18 protein-coding genes are annotated in these 15857 nt (G+C 70.1%); 15 read left to right on the forward strand and 3 right to left on the reverse strand.

Features of this window, described 5'->3' with window-relative positions; all coding sequences use genetic code 11:
* Positions 1-5 precede the first annotated feature (5 nt).
* Positions 6-878, forward strand: coding sequence for a prenyltransferase (locus H284_RS0118185; RefSeq protein ID WP_502685494.1), 873 nt, complete (start codon positions 6-8; stop codon positions 876-878).
* 115 nt (positions 879-993) lie between these two features.
* On the opposite strand, the gene H284_RS0118190 is transcribed toward H284_RS0118185, so the two are convergent.
* Positions 994-1374, reverse strand: coding sequence for a glyoxalase superfamily protein (locus H284_RS0118190; protein WP_018191405.1), 381 nt, complete (start codon positions 1372-1374; stop codon positions 994-996).
* 147 nt (positions 1375-1521) lie between these two features.
* On the opposite strand from H284_RS0118190, the gene H284_RS0118195 reads away from it, so the two are divergent.
* Both H284_RS0118195 and H284_RS0118200 read left to right on the forward strand, forming a co-directional pair.
* A complete protein-coding gene (locus H284_RS0118195; protein WP_020077346.1) occupies positions 1522-2469 on the forward strand; it encodes a DnaJ domain-containing protein in 948 nt (315 codons plus the stop codon).
* Positions 2470-2514: 45 nt separating this feature from the next.
* Positions 2515-2904: a VOC family protein gene (locus H284_RS0118200; protein WP_020077347.1), complete on the forward strand. Its 390-nt coding sequence runs from the start codon at positions 2515-2517 to the stop codon at positions 2902-2904.
* Positions 2905-2914: 10 nt separating this feature from the next.
* On the opposite strand, the gene H284_RS0118205 is transcribed toward H284_RS0118200, so the two are convergent.
* Complete coding sequence (locus H284_RS0118205; RefSeq protein ID WP_018191402.1) at positions 2915-3214, reverse strand: hypothetical protein; 300 nt, start codon at positions 3212-3214, stop codon at positions 2915-2917.
* Positions 3215-3322: 108 nt separating this feature from the next.
* Between H284_RS0118205 and H284_RS0118210 the strand changes: the two genes are divergently transcribed.
* The 8 genes from H284_RS0118210 (at position 3323) to H284_RS0118245 (ending at position 8441) form a co-directional block, all read left to right on the forward strand.
* A complete protein-coding gene (locus H284_RS0118210) occupies positions 3323-4159 on the forward strand; it encodes a DUF1295 domain-containing protein (protein WP_231371276.1) in 837 nt (278 codons plus the stop codon).
* 42 nt (positions 4160-4201) lie between these two features.
* Entirely contained in the window at positions 4202-4696 is a 495-nt protein-coding gene (locus tag H284_RS0118215; RefSeq protein WP_020077349.1) for a hypothetical protein, read from the forward strand.
* Position 4697: 1 nt separating this feature from the next.
* Positions 4698-5102: an RNA-binding S4 domain-containing protein gene (locus H284_RS0118220; protein ID WP_020077350.1), complete on the forward strand. Its 405-nt coding sequence runs from the start codon at positions 4698-4700 to the stop codon at positions 5100-5102.
* Positions 5102-5932 carry a DUF72 domain-containing protein gene (locus H284_RS0118225; protein WP_020077351.1) on the forward strand — a complete coding sequence of 277 codons (831 nt, stop codon included), beginning with the start codon at positions 5102-5104 and terminating at the stop codon, positions 5930-5932. The genes H284_RS0118220 and H284_RS0118225 overlap by 1 nt, the downstream gene beginning before the upstream one ends.
* Positions 5933-5942: 10 nt before the next feature.
* Positions 5943-6575: a cardiolipin synthase ClsA gene (clsA, locus tag H284_RS0118230; protein ID WP_018191397.1), complete on the forward strand. Its 633-nt coding sequence runs from the start codon at positions 5943-5945 to the stop codon at positions 6573-6575.
* The gene (locus H284_RS0118235) at positions 6568-7065 is read left to right on the forward strand and encodes an FHA domain-containing protein (RefSeq protein ID WP_020077353.1); all 498 of its coding nucleotides are present in this window, start codon (positions 6568-6570) and stop codon (positions 7063-7065) included. The genes clsA and H284_RS0118235 overlap by 8 nt, the downstream gene beginning before the upstream one ends.
* Entirely contained in the window at positions 7065-7757 is a 693-nt protein-coding gene (ftsR, locus tag H284_RS0118240) for a transcriptional regulator FtsR (RefSeq protein ID WP_018191395.1), read from the forward strand. The genes H284_RS0118235 and ftsR overlap by 1 nt, the downstream gene beginning before the upstream one ends.
* Before the next feature lie 132 nt (positions 7758-7889).
* Positions 7890-8441 carry a MerR family transcriptional regulator gene (locus H284_RS0118245; protein ID WP_018191394.1) on the forward strand — a complete coding sequence of 184 codons (552 nt, stop codon included), beginning with the start codon at positions 7890-7892 and terminating at the stop codon, positions 8439-8441.
* 104 nt (positions 8442-8545) lie between these two features.
* On the opposite strand, the gene H284_RS0118250 is transcribed toward H284_RS0118245, so the two are convergent.
* The gene (locus tag H284_RS0118250; RefSeq protein ID WP_026307211.1) at positions 8546-9355 is read right to left on the reverse strand and encodes a ParA family protein; all 810 of its coding nucleotides are present in this window, start codon (positions 9353-9355) and stop codon (positions 8546-8548) included.
* Positions 9356-9434: 79 nt separating this feature from the next.
* On the opposite strand from H284_RS0118250, the gene H284_RS0118255 reads away from it, so the two are divergent.
* From H284_RS0118255 to H284_RS0118270, 4 genes are all read left to right on the forward strand, one after another.
* Positions 9435-12839 (forward strand): pyruvate carboxylase, encoded by a 3405-nt coding sequence (locus H284_RS0118255; protein ID WP_020077355.1) that lies wholly within the window; start codon positions 9435-9437, stop codon positions 12837-12839.
* 88 nt (positions 12840-12927) lie between these two features.
* Complete coding sequence (locus H284_RS0118260) at positions 12928-14286, forward strand: MinD/ParA family ATP-binding protein (RefSeq protein ID WP_020077356.1); 1359 nt, start codon at positions 12928-12930, stop codon at positions 14284-14286.
* Between the two features lie 38 nt (positions 14287-14324).
* Positions 14325-14816 carry a peptide deformylase gene (gene def, locus H284_RS0118265; RefSeq protein WP_018191390.1) on the forward strand — a complete coding sequence of 164 codons (492 nt, stop codon included), beginning with the start codon at positions 14325-14327 and terminating at the stop codon, positions 14814-14816.
* A gap of 35 nt (positions 14817-14851) precedes the next feature.
* Positions 14852-15697 (forward strand): NAD-dependent epimerase/dehydratase family protein, encoded by an 846-nt coding sequence (locus H284_RS0118270; RefSeq protein WP_020077357.1) that lies wholly within the window; start codon positions 14852-14854, stop codon positions 15695-15697.
* Positions 15698-15857: the final 160 nt, after the last annotated feature.

Consider the following 15857-nt stretch of genomic DNA (forward strand, 5'->3'; position numbering starts at 1 on the left):
CCGCCGTGGCCCCGGCAGCCCCCTTCCGGCAGCTCGTGCTGGCGTCGCGCCCGCTCAGCTGGATCAACACCGCGTTCCCGTTCGCCGCCGCCTATCTGCTCACGACCGGCCGGGTGGATGCGACGTTCGTCATCGGCACCATTTTCTTCCTCATCCCGTACAACCTGGCGATGTACGGGATCAACGACGTCTTCGACTACGAGTCCGACCTGCGCAACCCGCGGAAGGGCGGCGCGGAGGGGGCACTGCTCGACCGGTCGGCGCACCGCCGCACCCTGATCGCGGCTGCCGTGACGACCCTCCCGTTCGTCGTGTACCTCGTGATCGTCGGGTCGCCGCTGTCCTGGCTGGTGCTCGCATTCTCGCTGTTCGCGGTGCTGGCGTACTCGGTGAAGGGCCTCCGGTTCAAGGAGGTGCCGTTCCTCGACTCGGCCACCTCGAGCATCCACTTCGTCAGCCCCGCCCTGTACGGGCTGGTGCTCGCGGGCGCGGTCTTCACCCCGCAGCTGTGGCTGGTGCTGCTCGCCTTCTTCCTCTGGGGCGTCGGCAGTCACGCGTTCGGCGCCGTTCAGGATGTGGTGCCCGACCGCGAAGGCGGCATCTCGTCCATCGCGACCGCCATCGGCGCGGCGGCGACCGTGCGGCTCGCGATCGTCGCCTGGGCGGCGGCCGGCGTCGCGATGCTGTTCACCGCGTGGCCGGGCCCGCTCGCCGCCGTGCTCGCCCTCCCGTACATCGCGGCCGCCGCCCCGTTCTGGTCGGTGACGGACGCCGACTCCAGCACCGCGAACCGCGGCTGGCGCCGCTTCCTCTGGATCAACTACGCCTGCGGCTTCGTCGTCACCCTCCTCCTCATCCTCTGGGCCTCCCTCCGCTGACCCCCATCCCCCCACCGTCGAGTCCACAAAAATTGCACGCCGAGCGGGTGGTCGGCGTGCAATTTATGCGGACTCGACGGTGGGGCGGAGCGCGCGGGAGAAGAGGGAGAGCGTGCTAGTCGCGCTTCGGGAGCTGCTGCAGCGTCCAGGCGTTGCCGTCGGGGTCGGTGAAGTCGACGAAGCGTCCCCAGGCGAGGTCGGCGACGCCGCGCGCCTCGACGCCGTGCTCTGTGAGGTGCGCGAGGGCTTCGTCGGCGTCGGGCACGACGATCTGGAGGCCCTTCATCGTGCCGGGCGCCATGTCGGTGAGTCCCTCGCCGAACGCGATCGAGCACGCGGAACCGGGAGGGGTGATCTGCACGAAGCGGAGCTCCGGCGAGACCCGCTGGTCGTGGTCGGCGTTCCAGCCGAGCGCATCGACGTAGAAGGCCTTGGCCCGGTCGACGTCCGTGACGGGGAGGATGATGAGCTCGATGCGCCAGTCGGTGATGGTCATGGTGACACCCTTTCGTGATCGGATGATTCCAGGCTAGAGCGGGATGCGGTCAGTTTCCGGCCGCAATATGGTTTCGGCATTTTCGCGGTCGCGCGCGCTATCGTCGTAATCTCCGCCCCCGCCAGAACCGAAAGCGACGCCCCAGCGATGAGCGACTCCCCGGCCGCCCCGAGCCCCTACGAGGTCCTCGGCGTCCGTCCGGATGTGAGCCACGACGACCTGCGCCGCGCCTACCGGCGTCTCCTGCGGGAGACCCATCCCGACACCGGCGGCACGGCGGCCGCGTTCCAGGCCGTCCAGCAGGCGTGGGAGCTCATCGGCGACCCGGAGGACCGCGCCCGGTACGACCGCGGCGAGAGCATCACGGTGGATGCGGTGGCCGGCGACTCCGCCGGCGGCGGGTTCAGCGCGACCTTCCACACCTCGCGCGGGACCTCGCGCGGCGCGACCGTCCGCGCCCGCAGCTACGGGCATCCCGGCGGCCGATCGCGGGAGCGCTTCCTCTCTCTCATGCGCGAGTGGATGGGCCGGGGCACCGACGACCGCGACCCGTACGATCCCGCCCTGGTGCGCTCCGCACCGCGCGAGATCCGCCAGCTGCTGGCGGTCGCGCTCGCCGAGGAGGCGACGGCACGCGCCGTCTCCGGGCTGGGCATCGGCTTCACGATCTGGAACGACGTGGCCGTGCATCCCTCGACCGACGCGAAGATCGACCACATCGTCCTCGGTCCAGCCGGACTGTTCGCCATCCGCTCGGCGGATTGGGGCTCTCCGGTCAAGCTCGCGAAGGGCGAGGTGGTCGGCGAGGGCATCGGCTCCGACGAGGAGCCCTTCCACGACCTGTACCACGCGGCGAAGAGCTTCGGCCGGCAGGCCGGCGTCCGGTTCACCGGCTACATCGTCGTGGTGCCGGACGACGACCTCGACGTGCCCTTCGACGTCGTGCGGCGCGGCCGGCTGAGCGGCTCGATGCTCGTGCGCCGGTCCCTCCTCCCGCGGCTGCTCCGCGACGGCGCCAACGCGGCCGGACGCGAGAGCGTCGACCGCGCGTTCGAACTGCGGACCCGGCTGCAGGAGGCCGTGCGGTTCGTCTGAACCCGCTCTAGACACGGCGCGGCCGGCGCGAGCAGAGTGGACGCCATGGTCACCCCACTCGAGATCTTCAGCGGCTTCAGCGTCGACGACATCGCCGCGGCCAAATCCTTCTACGGCGACACCCTCGGGCTCGCGATCAGCGACGGCCCGATGGGCAACCTCGACCTCGAGCTGCCCTCCGGCGGTCACGTGTTCATCTATCCGAAGCCCGACCACACGCCGGCGACGTTCACCATCCTGAACCTGGTCGTGGAGGACATCGACGCTGCCGTCGACGACCTCAACTCCCGCGGGGTGGCGACGGCGATCTACGACGATCCGTCGCTGCCGACCGACGAGAAGGGCGTGCTCCGGGGCCGGGCGGCCGGCCAAGGACCCGATATCGCGTGGTTCCGCGACCCCGCGGGCAACGTGATCTCGGTGCTGCAGAACTGACGGCGCGGGCTCAGGCGCGCTCGTCGTCGCTGTCGAGATCGCCGCTCTGCTGCAGGTCGCGCTCGTGCTCGGGCAGGTCGTCGGTGGAACGCGGGACGGTCGACACCAGCTGGAACGTCGCCTCCTCCGGCCACGACCGGTCGTCGACCAGCTCGTAGACGTCGAACGCCGACGCGCCGACGAAGTCGGACGGCACGCGGATGCGGCTCGGCGGCACATCCACGTCGCTGGGCAGCGTGAGCGTACGCGCGGGCTCCCCGTTGTCACGGAGGAGCACGGCGCGGAACGCGTGGGGACCGGAAATCGACACGCTGACACGTTAGGCGTGTCGCGCTGAGAGTTCGAGTCCTCCTCGGCTTTCATTCAGCAGCATCCCGACGAAGTCACGGCGGCTGCACGGGAGTTCTACACTGTGCACGTGGAGCCCTTCATCGTCTGTCTCTGGATCCTGGCCGCCGCCTGCCTGGCGACCTGGGTGCTGTCCCTCATCACCAACGAGCACTCCTGGGTGGATCGCATCTGGTCGATCGTGCCCGTCGTGTACGTGTGGGTCTTCGCAGGCGCGGCCGGCCTGGCGGACGCGCGCCTCGACCTCATGGCGATCCTGGTCACGCTGTGGGGCGCACGCCTCACCTTCAACTTCGCCCGGAAGGGCGGCTACGCGCCCGGGGGCGAGGACTACCGCTGGGTGGTGCTGCGCGGGCGGATGGGCGCGGGCGCATTCCAGGTCTTCAACCTGTTCTTCATCGTGATCTACCAGAACATCCTGCTGCTCCTCATCGCCCTCCCCGCCTGGACCGCGTTCCAGCACCGGACGCCGCTGAACGCGCTCGACGTCATCCTCGCCGCCGTGTTCCTCTTCTTCCTCACCGGCGAGACGATCGCCGACCAGCAGCAGTGGAACTTCCACCGCTGGAAGAAGTTGGAGGTGGCTGCCGGCCGCGAGCCGTCGCCGCGTTTCCTGCAGTCGGGCCTCTTCCGCTTCTCACGTCATCCCAACTTCTTCTTCGAGCAGGCGCAGTGGTGGGTGCTCTTCCTGTTCGGCTGCGTCGCCGCGGGATCCCTCCTGCAGTGGACGGTCATCGGGCCGCTCCTGCTGACCGGCCTCTTCGTCGGCTCGACGGTGTTCACCGAGAGCATCAGCCGGTCGCGCTACCCGGAGTACGCGGAGTACCAGGCGCGCACCTCGCCGGTGATCCCGTGGTTCCCCGGCCGCGGGGCCGGAGCGGCGCGCGTGTCGCCCGAATCGCGGTGACACACCCCGCGCGACGCTGAGGACCGGGGCTACGGTGGAGGCATGTCCTGCATCCGGTTCAACACCCCCGCCCAGCGCCAGGCCATGCGGAACCACCGGCCGGCCATGCTCACCGCCGAGGAGGCGGCCGCGCTGCACCCGGCACCCGAGGTGACGGAGAGCAAGCTCCGCCGCCTGAGATTGCTGGCGTCCGACCCGAATCCGAAGATCCGGGAGGCGGTCGCCAGCAGCTACAACACCCCGGTGGACCTGTTCGCGACGCTCGCGAAGGACCCCGACGACGGAGTGCGCGGCTGTGTCGCGAAGAACGAGGCGACGCCGTGCGACATCCTGCGTGAACTCGCGGACGACCGCTCCGAGACCGTGCGCGGCTGGGTCGCCGTCAACTACTTCGTCCCGGCGGATGTGATGGAGAAGCTCGCATCCGACCGCAGCCGCACGGTCCGGAGCCTCGTGAAGTGGAAGGCATCGCTGGCGGACGAGGAGCAGGCGCCGGAAGGGCAGCGGGCGGAGAGCCGCCCGGTCCCGGTGGCCTGACATGGCCGGCTCCACCCCGCACGCGACGCCGCCCGACGGCGGCCGCTCCAGCGTCCGCGTCGACTCGTGGGCCTGGGCGGTCCGGCTGTTCAAGACGCGCTCCGCAGCCTCCGACGCGTGCAAGGCGGGCCACCTGAAGGTGAACGGCGACCGTGCGAAGCCCGCCCAGCCGGTGAAGGTCGGCGACGAGGTGCGCGCGCTCGTCGGCGGCGTCGAGCGCATCTACATCGCACGCCGCCTGATCACCAAGCGGCTGGGCGCCGCCGCGGCCGCCGGCTGCTTCGAGGACCGCACTCCGCCACCCCCGCCACGCACCGAGGCACCGGCCGCCGTGCTGCGCGAGCGTGGCGCCGGACGCCCGACCAAGCGCGAACGACGACTGCTCGAGCAGCTCCGGGGCCGCTGATGGCGTTCGCGCGCATCGGCATCTCCGGCTGGACCTACGCCCCGTGGCGAGGCGTGTTCTACCCGCCGAAGCTGCCGCACCGCCTCGAGCTGGAGTACGCCGCCGAGCGGCTGGACTCCATCGAGATCAACGGCAGCTTCTACTCCCTGCAGCGTCCGACGAGCTACCGGACGTGGGCGGAGCGCACCCCGGACGAGTTCGTGTTCTCGGTCAAAGGCGGCCGCTACATCACCCACATCCTGCGCCTGAAGAACGCCCGCGGAGCCGTCGCCAACTTCTTCGCCTCCGGCGTGCTCGCCCTCGGTCCGAAGCTCGGGCCGCTGCTGTGGCAGCTGCCGCCGACCCTGCAGTTCGAGGCGGGGGAGGTGGATGCGTTCCTCGGCATGCTGCCGCGCACCACGACCGAGGCGGCTGCGCTCGCCCGCGAGACGACGCTGAAGGAGGACCGCACCCACCTGGCGGCGGGGGAGGAGCGTCCGCTGCGGCACGCGGTGGAGGTGCGCCACGCCTCGTTCGACGTCCCGGAGTTCGCCGCGCTCGCCCGCGCACACGGGGTAGCGATCGTGCTGGCGGACACCGCCGGCCGTTATCCGGTCATCCGCGACACGACCGCCGACTTCGTCTACGTGCGGCTGCACGGCGACGAGGAGCTGTACACCAGCGGGTACACCGACGAGTCGCTCGACCGCTGGGCGGCGGAGCTCAGCATCCACCTCGCCCACGGCCGGGATGTGTACGCCTACTTCGACAACGACGTGAAGGTGCGCGCCCCCTACGATGCCATGGGCCTGCGTGACCGCCTTTCCGAGTGGACGCCGCGTCCTCACTAGACTCGGGAGCGTGCAGGGTGAGAGCGCCGTGGTGAGTTCGCGGGTGTGGACGATCCCCAACGTGCTCAGCTTCTTCCGGCTCGCGCTGGTCCCCGTGTTCCTGTGGCTGATCATCGTCGGGGAGGACGGCCTCGCCCTCCTCGTGCTGGTCTTCTCCAGCGTGACCGACTTCCTCGACGGCTTCCTCGCCCGCCGCCTGCACCAGGAGTCCCGTCTCGGGCAGCTGCTCGACCCCGCCGCCGACCGGCTCTACATCTTCGCGGCGCTCATCGGCCTGTGCTGGCGCGAGGTCATCCCCTGGTGGCTGTTCCTCGTCATCGTGGCGCGGGACGTGATGCTCGCCGTCCTCGGCGTCATCCTCGCGAACCACGGGTTCGGGCCGCTTCCCGTGCACCACCTGGGAAAAGTGGCCACCTTCTGCCTGTTCTGGGCGCTCCCGCTGCTGATGCTGGGCGAGGCGTTCGAGCCGCTCGCACCCTTCTCCCTCCCGCTGGGCTGGGCCTTCGCGCTGTGGGGCGCCTTCCTCTACTGGTGGGCCGGCATCGTGTACATCCGGGAGACGGCACGGGTAATCCGCCTTCCGGCCGATGACAGGAGCCCGCGATCGGATACGCTGGACGGCAAGGAGGTTGACGGTGCCTGAAGACATTAACCCGAACGGCCCGGCCGACGACGCCGCCAAGGGCCCCCTGCGGGACGCGGCGGGCAACGAGGACACGACCGCGCGTTTCGGCGAGGAGTTCATCTCGAAGATGTACCCCTCGGGCGAGGTGTCGCCGGAGGAGCAGGAGGCCATCGCCGCCCTGCCGTCCGGCTCCGCCCTGCTGATCGTGCGACGGGGGCCGAACTCGGGCGCCCGCTTCCTCCTCGATGCCGACGTCACGACGGCCGGTCGCCATCCCAACGCGGACATCTTCCTCGACGACGTGACGGTCTCGCGTCGTCACGCGGAGTTCACCCGCCGCGGCACCTCCTTCGAGGTCCGCGACCTGGGCTCTCTGAACGGGACGTACTACGACGGCGTCCGGATCGAGAGCGCGCTCCTCTCCGACTCGGCCGAGGTGCAGATCGGCAAGTTCCGCCTCACCTTCTACGCCTCGCGTCACGACCTCGCCGCAGCGGCGAACGGCTAGTGGCCCGGCCGGCCACCAGGGCCGCCGACGGCGCTCCGGCCCTGCTCAGCATCGGCCAGGTCCTCGCGCGGCTCACTCCCGAGTTCCCGGACCTGTCGTCGTCGAAGCTGCGCTTCCTGGAGGAGCGCGGGCTGGTGTCGCCGGCCCGCACGGCCTCGGGGTACCGCAAGTTCTCGCCGGCCGATGTGGAGCGGCTGCGCGCCGTGCTCGCCATGCAGCGCGACCACTACCTCCCGCTGAAGGTCATCAAGAAGTACTTCGCCGACCTGGATGCGGGGCTCGATCCGGCGTTCCCTGGCACAGCGCCCGCGGGGTCCATCCTCGCCGGCACCCGGCGGTACCGGCGTGACGAGCTGCTGCGCGAGGCCGGCGCCGACGCGGAACTGCTGCAAGACGCCGTGAGCGCCTCGCTGCTCCCCGCCTCAGACGTGTACGGCGACGAGGCGCTGACCGTGCTCCGCGCCCTCGCCGAGCTCCGTCGCAGCGGGATCGAGCCGCGGCACCTCCGCGGTTTCCGCGCAGCGGCCGAGCGCGAGATCGGGCTGATCGAGACCGCGCTCGTCCCCATCGCGCGCCGCAACGACGTGAGCAGTAAGGCCCGTACGGCCGAACTCGCCCGGGAGATCGCGGCGCAGCTCGACGTGGTGCGCGGCAGCATCATCCGCTCATCCATCGCCCGGCTGCGTCCGTGACGGCCCCGGCGCCTCGACACGCCGAAACCGAAAGGGCGGATGTCGTTGCCCGGCGACCGCCGCATGGGTACCGTGGATGAAGCGACGCGGATGCGACGCGCGATCCACAACCCGGGGTGAGAGGCGAACAACATGAGCGAACTGAGTCGTGAAGACGGCGTCGCCCGGTACGACCTCGGACTCCTCTTCACCGACGGCCTCCCCGAGATGGACGACGTGAACGGTTACCGCGGTGCGGTCGCCGCCCGCGCGGCCGGCATCTCGTACCGCCAGCTGGACTACTGGGCGCGCACCGGACTGGTCGAGCCGACTGTCCGCGGTGCCGCGGGTTCCGGTTCGCAGCGCCTGTACGGCTTCCGCGACATCCTCGTCCTCAAGCTGGTGAAGCGCCTTCTCGACACCGGCATCTCGCTGCAGCAGATCCGCACGGCGGTCAACCAGCTGCGCGAGTCGGGCGTGAACGACCTCGCCCAGACGACGCTGATGAGCGACGGCGCGAGCGTCTACCTCTGCACCTCGAACGACGAGGTCATCGACCTGGTCAGCCGCGGGCAGGGCGTCTTCGGCATCGCCGTCGGCAAGGTGCTGCGCGAGGTCGAGTCGAGCCTCGTCGAGCTGGACACGCAGACCGACGCCATGGACGAGCTCGCCGCCCGCCGCGCCGCGCGCACCCGCGCCTCCTAAACTCCCCGCGCTCTCCACCCCCCGTCGAGTACGCAAAAATTGCACGCTCCGGGCGCCGGAAACGTGCAATTTGTGCGGACTCGACGGCGGGGGTGAGCCCGAGTTCAGGACTGGGCGGTCGCGTACTCGCCGATGCGGGCGGTGCGCAGCACACGCTCCAGCAGCAGGTCGAAGTTGTGCGCCATCTCCTGAGCGCTCTCGCCCGGCCAGACGTGCAGCGGCTTCGCCGCGCCCTGCGCCTGCTGCAGGGACGTGCGCTCCGGCAGCTGGGGCGACAGCACGAGCGGCCCGAACATGTCGCGCAGCTCCTTGATGCGGAACTGGTGCTCCAGCGACTGGACGCGCGCGCGGTTCACGATGATGCCGAGCGGCTGGAGGCGCGGCGAGAGCCCGCGGCGGATCTCCTCGATCGCACGCAGCGCACGGTCGGCGGCGGCGACCGAGAACAGGCCGGGCTCGGTCACGACGGCCACCCGGTCGCTCGCGGCCCACGCTGTGCGGGTGAGCGCGTTGAGCGACGGGGCGCAGTCGATGAGGACCAGTTCGTAGTCGTGCTCGACGTTGGCGAGCGCCTCCTCGAGCTTCCAGATGTCGCGGATGCTCGGGTGCGGTCCGTCGAAGTTGATCGCGGACGGGCTGCCGATCATGACGTCGATGGTGCCGGAACGGCCCTTCGTCCAGCCCGACGGGGCGATCGCGGCGCGCACGATCTTCTCCTTGGGCGACGCGAGCACATCGGCGACATTGAGGTGACCGGCGACCTGGATGTCCATGCCGGTCGAGACATCCGATTGCGGATCGAGGTCCACCACCAGCGTCCGGAGGCCCTTCGCGAACGCCGCCGACGCCAGACCGAGCGTCACCGTCGTCTTTCCGACACCGCCCTTGAGGGAGCTAACGCTGAGTACGTGCACGAGAGCCACGTTACCTTCACTAGTCTTAGAGAACCTAACCGTTTGCTGTGTGGTGTCGACCCCTGCTCGAAAGGTCCCCATGTTCCGAAAGATCCTCGTTGCCAACCGCGGTGAAATCGCCATCCGAGCCTTCCGGGCCGCGTACGAGCTCGGCGCCGAAACGGTCGCCGTCTTCCCGTACGAAGATCGCAACTCGATGCACCGCTTGAAGGCTGACGAGGCCTACCAGATCGGCGAGCCGGGCCACCCGGTCCGCGCCTACCTGGATGTGGACGAGATCATCCGCGTCGCGAAGGAGTCCGGCGCGGACGCCATCTACCCCGGCTACGGCTTCCTGTCCGAGAACCCGGACCTGGCCGAGGCGGCTCGCGCCGCCGGCATCACCTTCATCGGCCCGTCCGCCTCCGTGCTCGAGATGGCCGGGAACAAGGTCACGGCGAAGGAGCACGCGATCGCCGCGGGCGTCCCCGTCCTCAAGTCCACCCCGCCGTCGCGCGACATCGACGAGCTTCTCGCGGGCGCCGATGCGATCGGCTTCCCCATCTTCGCGAAGGCGGTCGCCGGCGGCGGTGGCCGCGGGATGCGCCGCGTCAGCAGCAAGGACGAGCTGCGTCCGGCGCTCGAGGAGGCCATGCGCGAGGCGGACAGCGCCTTCGGCGACCCCACGATGTTCCTCGAGCAGGCCGTGCTCCGCCCGCGTCACATCGAGGTGCAGATCCTCGCCGACGGCACGGGCGAGACGATGCACCTGTTCGAGCGCGACTGCTCGGTGCAGCGCCGCCACCAGAAGGTCGTCGAGATCGCTCCGGCGCCGAACCTGTCGGAGGACATCCGTCAGGCGCTGTACCGCGACGCCGTCGCGTTCGCCCGCTCCATCGGCTACGAGAACGCGGGAACGGTGGAGTTCCTGCTCGACACCGCGGGCGAGCGCGCCGGACAGCACGTGTTCATCGAGATGAACCCGCGCATCCAGGTGGAGCACACGGTCACCGAGGAGATCACCGACGTCGACCTCGTCCAGTCGCAGATCCGCATCGCGGCCGGCGAGACGCTGGCCGACCTGGGCCTCAGCCAGGACACGGTCCAGATCCGGGGTGCGGCGCTGCAGTGCCGCATCACCACGGAGGACCCGACGGCCGGCTTCCGCCCCGACACGGGCAAGATCACGACCTACCGCTCTCCGGGCGGTGCGGGCATCCGCCTCGACGGCGGCACGATCAACCCGGGCGCTCAGATCAGCCCGCACTTCGACTCCATGCTCGCGAAGCTCATCTGCCGCGGACGCGACTTCCCGGCCGCCGTGCTGCGCGCCCGCCGTGCGCTGGCCGAGTTCCGCGTGCGCGGTGTCGCCACGAACATCCCGTTCCTGCAGGCGGTCATGGAGGACCCGGACTTCATCGCAGGCAACGTCTCCACCTCCTTCATCGAGGAGCGCCCGGAGCTGTTCAAGGGCCGCGCGTCGAAGGACCGCGGCACCAAGGTGCTCAACTGGCTCGCCGATGTCACCGTGAACCAGCCCAACGGCCCGCGCCCGATCAGCGCCGACCCGGCGGAGAAGCTGCCGAAGATCGACCTGAGCGCGCCGGCCCCCGCGGGCTCGCGCCAGCGCCTGCTCGAGCTCGGCCCGGCCGGATTCGCGGAGGCCCTGCGTGCGCAGAAGGCGCTCGCGGTCACGGAGACCACCTTCCGCGACGCGCACCAGTCGCTGCTGGCAACGCGCGTCCGCACCCGCGACCTGGTCGCCGTCGCCCCCTATGTCGCCCGGATGACGCCGGAGCTCCTCTCAGTGGAGGCCTGGGGCGGCGCGACCTACGACGTCGCGCTCCGTTTCCTCGGCGAGGACCCGTGGGAGCGTCTCGCAACGCTCCGCGAAGCACTGCCGAACATCAACATCCAGATGCTGCTGCGCGGTCGCAACACCGTCGGGTACACGCCGTACCCGACGCAGGTGACCGACGCCTTCGTGCAGGAGGCCGCCGCGACCGGTGTGGACATCTTCCGCATCTTCGACGCCCTCAACGACGTGTCGCAGATGCGCCCGGCCATCGAGTCCGTGCTCGCAACGGGCTCGGCGATCGCCGAGGTGGCGGTCTGCTACACCGGTGACCTGCTCGACCCCGCCGAAGACCTGTACACGCTCGACTACTACCTCCGCCTCGCCGAGCAGATCGTCGAGTCGGGCGCGCACATCCTCGCCATCAAGGACATGGCCGGACTGCTGCGTCCGTCGGCCGCCGAGAAGCTCGTGGCCGCCTTCCGCGAGCGGTTCGACCTCCCGGTCCACGTGCACACCCACGACACCCCCGGCGGCCAGCTCGCCACGCTGCTCGCCGCCTCGCGCGCGGGTGCGGACGCGGTGGATGTGGCCAGCGCCCCCATGGCCGGAACCACCAGCCAGCCGAGCGCCTCCGCCCTGGTGGCCGCCCTCGCCCACACCGAGCGCGACACCGGCATCTCCCTCACCGCAGTCGAGGACCTCGAGCCGTACTGGGAGGCCGTCCGCCAGGTCTACCGCCCGTTCGAGTCGGGTCTGCCCGGCCCCACGGGGCGCGTCTACAAGCACGAGATCCCCGGCGGTCAGCTCTCCAACCTGCGTCAGCAGGCGAAGGCGCTGGGCCTCGCGGAGGACTTCGAGCTCGTCGAGGACATGTACGCGGCGGCCAACCGCATCCTGGGCCGCATCCCGAAGGTGACGCCGTCCTCGAAGGTCGTCGGCGACCTGGCCCTGCACCTCGCGGCGGTCAAGGCCGACCCGGACGACTTCGCCGAGAACCCCCAGAACTACGACATCCCGGACTCGGTGGTCGGCTTCATGGCGGGCGAGCTGGGCGAGCTGCCGGGTGGATGGCCGGAGCCGTTCCGCACGAAGGTACTCGCGGGCAAGACGGTCAAGGTCGGCGTCGAGGACCTCTCGGCTGACGACCGCAGCGCGCTCGAGGGATCGAGCGAGGAGCGTCGCGCGACCCTCAACCGCCTGCTGTTCCCGGCTCCCACCCGCATCTACGAGCAGATGCGCGAGCTGTTCGGCGACCTCTCCGTCGTCGACACGCTCGACTACCTGTACGGGCTCAAGCAGGGCTCGGAGCACGTCATCGAGTTCAGCCGCGGCGTGCGCCTGTACGTCGGTCTGGAGGCCATCGGCGAGGCGGACGAGAAGGGCATGCGCACGGTCATGACCACGCTCAACGGCCAGTTGCGGCCGGTGTTCGTGCGCGACCGCAGCATCGTCGTCGAGACCAAGGCGGCCGAGAAGGCCGATTCCGCGAAACCGGGCCAGGTGGCCGCGCCGTTCTCCGGCGTCGTCACCCTCCAGGTCGCGGCCGGCGACACGGTCGCAGCGGGCCAGGCGGTCGCCTCCATCGAGGCGATGAAGATGGAGGCCGCCATCACGGCCCCGATCGCCGGGACCATCGAGCGGCTCGCCATCCCGAAGACCCAGCAGGTCGACGCGGGCGACCTGCTCGTGGTGATCCAGCCGGCCTGAGCGGGCGCTGATCGGCCGCCCCGGCCCGGGGCGGCCTACAATGACGAGTCGGCGGGACACTCCCGCGGCAGAAGGAGGACGAGACGACGTGGCTGACAGGTCCGACGCCGACGCGCCCGAGGAGCGCGCCCCGCGCGACCTCGTGCCCGCGGATGACGAGCTGACGCCCGCGCGCTCGTTCGAGCCGACGTCGTCGCGCGAGCCGACGCTGGATGTGGAATCGACGCTGAGCATCGCCGTCGACCTCCCGCCGACGCCGCCGCGGGAGATCCCGGAGGACGAGGCCGCCGTCGCGATCGACGAGGTACCGGTCGACCCGGGATTCGTCGCGTCGCCCGCCGAGCCGACCACCATGTCGGTCGCCATCGTCGCCTCGCGTCTCGCGTCGACGCCGGAACCTCCAGAGGGCGCAGTGGCACCCGCCGCCGACGTGCCCCCGCTGCCCGCGTCCGATGCGTTCGCCGGCTCCCGCCGCGATCGGCTCCGCGGCGAGCAGTCCGGACAGCCCGAGCCGGCGGCGATGCTGACCGCGGACCGCCTCCTCGAGGTCAACCGCAAGACGCGTCCCGGCCCGGAGGGACCGTGGCAGCGCTTCGTCTACAACGTCACCTTCCGCACCGTGAACCTGGGCGACTCGGCCAAGGTGCGGGCGCGCAAAGAGCTCGACCACCGCATCCAGAAGCACTTCGAGGGCGGCGCACGTTTCGTACCCGTGCTGACCCGTAAGGGCGGCGTGGGCAAGACCACGGTCACCACGCTGCTCGGGATGGCGCTGGCGTCAGCCCGCGAGGACCGCATCATCGCGATCGACGCGAACCCGGACCGCGGGACGCTGTCGGAGCGGGTTCCGCGCCAGACGCGTTCGACCGTGCGGGACGTGGTGCACAAGGCCGCGAGCATCGGCGGCTTCACCGACTTCTCGGCGCTGGTCTCGCGCGACGAGACGCGGCTCGATATCCTCGCGTCCGACACCGACCCCATGCTCTCGGAGGCGTTCGACGAGAACGACTACAACGTCGTCGCCGACCTCTCCGCACGGTTCTACTCGATCGTGCTCACCGACTGCGGAACCGGCATCGTCCACTCGGTCATGCGCGCGACCCTGCAGCGGGCGGATTCGCTCGTCATCGTGTCCGGCGGCAGTGTGGATGAGGCGCGCCTGGCCTCCGAGACGCTCACCTGGCTGGAGGCGAACGGCTACGGCGAACTCGTCCGCAACGCCGTCGTCGCGCTGAACACCGCCACGCACGCCACGAACCTGGTGAAGCTGGAGGAGATCGAGGCGCACTTCCGCTCACGCGTCCGCGAGATCGTCCGTGTCCCGTACGACCCGCAGCTGGCCGCCGGCTCGGTGGTGTCGTGGAAGGACCTCAAGCCGCTTACCCGCCTCTCTGCCCGCACGCTGGCCGCTCTCGTCGTCGAGGGCCTGCCCGCGGAGCGCGACTGAGCATCCCGACCGTCCGCCCGATCCACCGAGGAGTACCTGTGACCGAGCGTCAGATCCGCCTGTTCGGCGACCCCGTCCTGAAGACCCCGTCCGATCCGATCGGCGAGATCGACGACGGCGTGCGCGGGCTGGTCGAGGACCTGGTGGACAGCGTGCTCCCGCCGGGCCGCGCCGGCGTCGCAGCCCCGCAGATCGGCGTCAACGAGCGCGCGTTCAGCTACAACGTCGACGGGAAGGTCGGGTACGTCATCAATCCCGTGCTCGTCGAGGTGTCGGGGGAGCCGGAGCTGATGGACGAGGGCTGCCTCTCGGTGCCCGGTCTCTGGTTCAAGACGCTGCGCTACCCGTTCGCCCGGGTGACGGGCATCGACCTCGACGGCAACGAGATCGAGGTCTCGGGCACCGGTGTGCTCGCGCAGGCCCTGCAGCACGAGACCGACCACCTCGACGGCAAGCTCTACCTCGACCGGCTGGACAAGGAGAGCCGTCGCGAGGCGATGAAGCAGGTCCGCGAGTCGGACTGGTTCTGACGTCCCACGACCTGCTGCACTCGTAGACTGGCCGCATGCGAATCGCGGTCACCGGAGGATCGGGCAAGCTCGGACGCACTGTCGTGCGCGAGCTGCGGAAGTCGGGAGACGTCGTCGTCTCCCTCGACGCGGCGGGGGAGCGTGGGCCTGGTTTCGTCCGCGTCGACCTCACCGACTACGGGCAGACGGTGGATGCGATCTTCGGCGTCAACGACAAGCACGACGGCTTCGACGCGATCGTGCACCTGGCGGCCATCCCGGCGCCCGGCATCCTGAGCGATGTCGCGACCTTCCACAACAACATCCGGGTCACGTACAACGTGTTCCAGGCCGCGCGCCGCGCAGGCATCCGGAATGTCGTCTACGCGTCGAGCGAGACCGTGCTGGGACTGCCGTTCGACGTGCCGCCGCCGTACATCCCCGTCGACGAGGACTACCCGGCCCGGCCGGAGAGCACCTACTCGCTGGTGAAGCACCTCGAGGAGCAGATGGCGATCGAGCTGGTGCGCTGGGATCCGGCGCTGAAGATCGTGGCGCTGCGCTTCTCGAACGTGATGGACCCGGAGGACTACGCGGCGTTCCCGGCGTTCGACGACGACCCGTGGGCGCGCAAGTGGAACCTGTGGGGCTACATCGACGCGCGGGACGGCGCCCAGGCCATCCGCCGCGCGCTGGAGTGGGACACGACCGGTTTCGACCGCTTCATCATCGCCGCCGCTGACACCGTAATGAGCCGCCCCAACGACGAGCTCGTCGCCGAGGTGTTCCCCGGTGTGCCGCTGAAGCGCGAGCTCGGCGTCAACGACACCCTCCTGTCGATCGACAAGGCCCGCCGCATCCTCGGCTACGCCCCCACGCACTCCTGGCGCGACGAGGTCTGACCCGCCGTCGCATCCGCCCTTCCTGAGATTTGCGCCAAATCTCGGTTATGGGGGCGTCAAAACCGCGATTTGGCGCAAATCTCAATCGGCGGCGCGGCTGTGGAGAACGCGCGCTGTCCACAGATCGGCGGGCTGCAGGGTCCTGCGGCGGGCGTGTTCG

The sequence above is a fragment of the Cryocola sp. 340MFSha3.1 genome, assembly GCF_000383315.1.
Classification (GTDB): Bacteria; Actinomycetota; Actinomycetes; order Actinomycetales; family Microbacteriaceae; genus Leifsonia.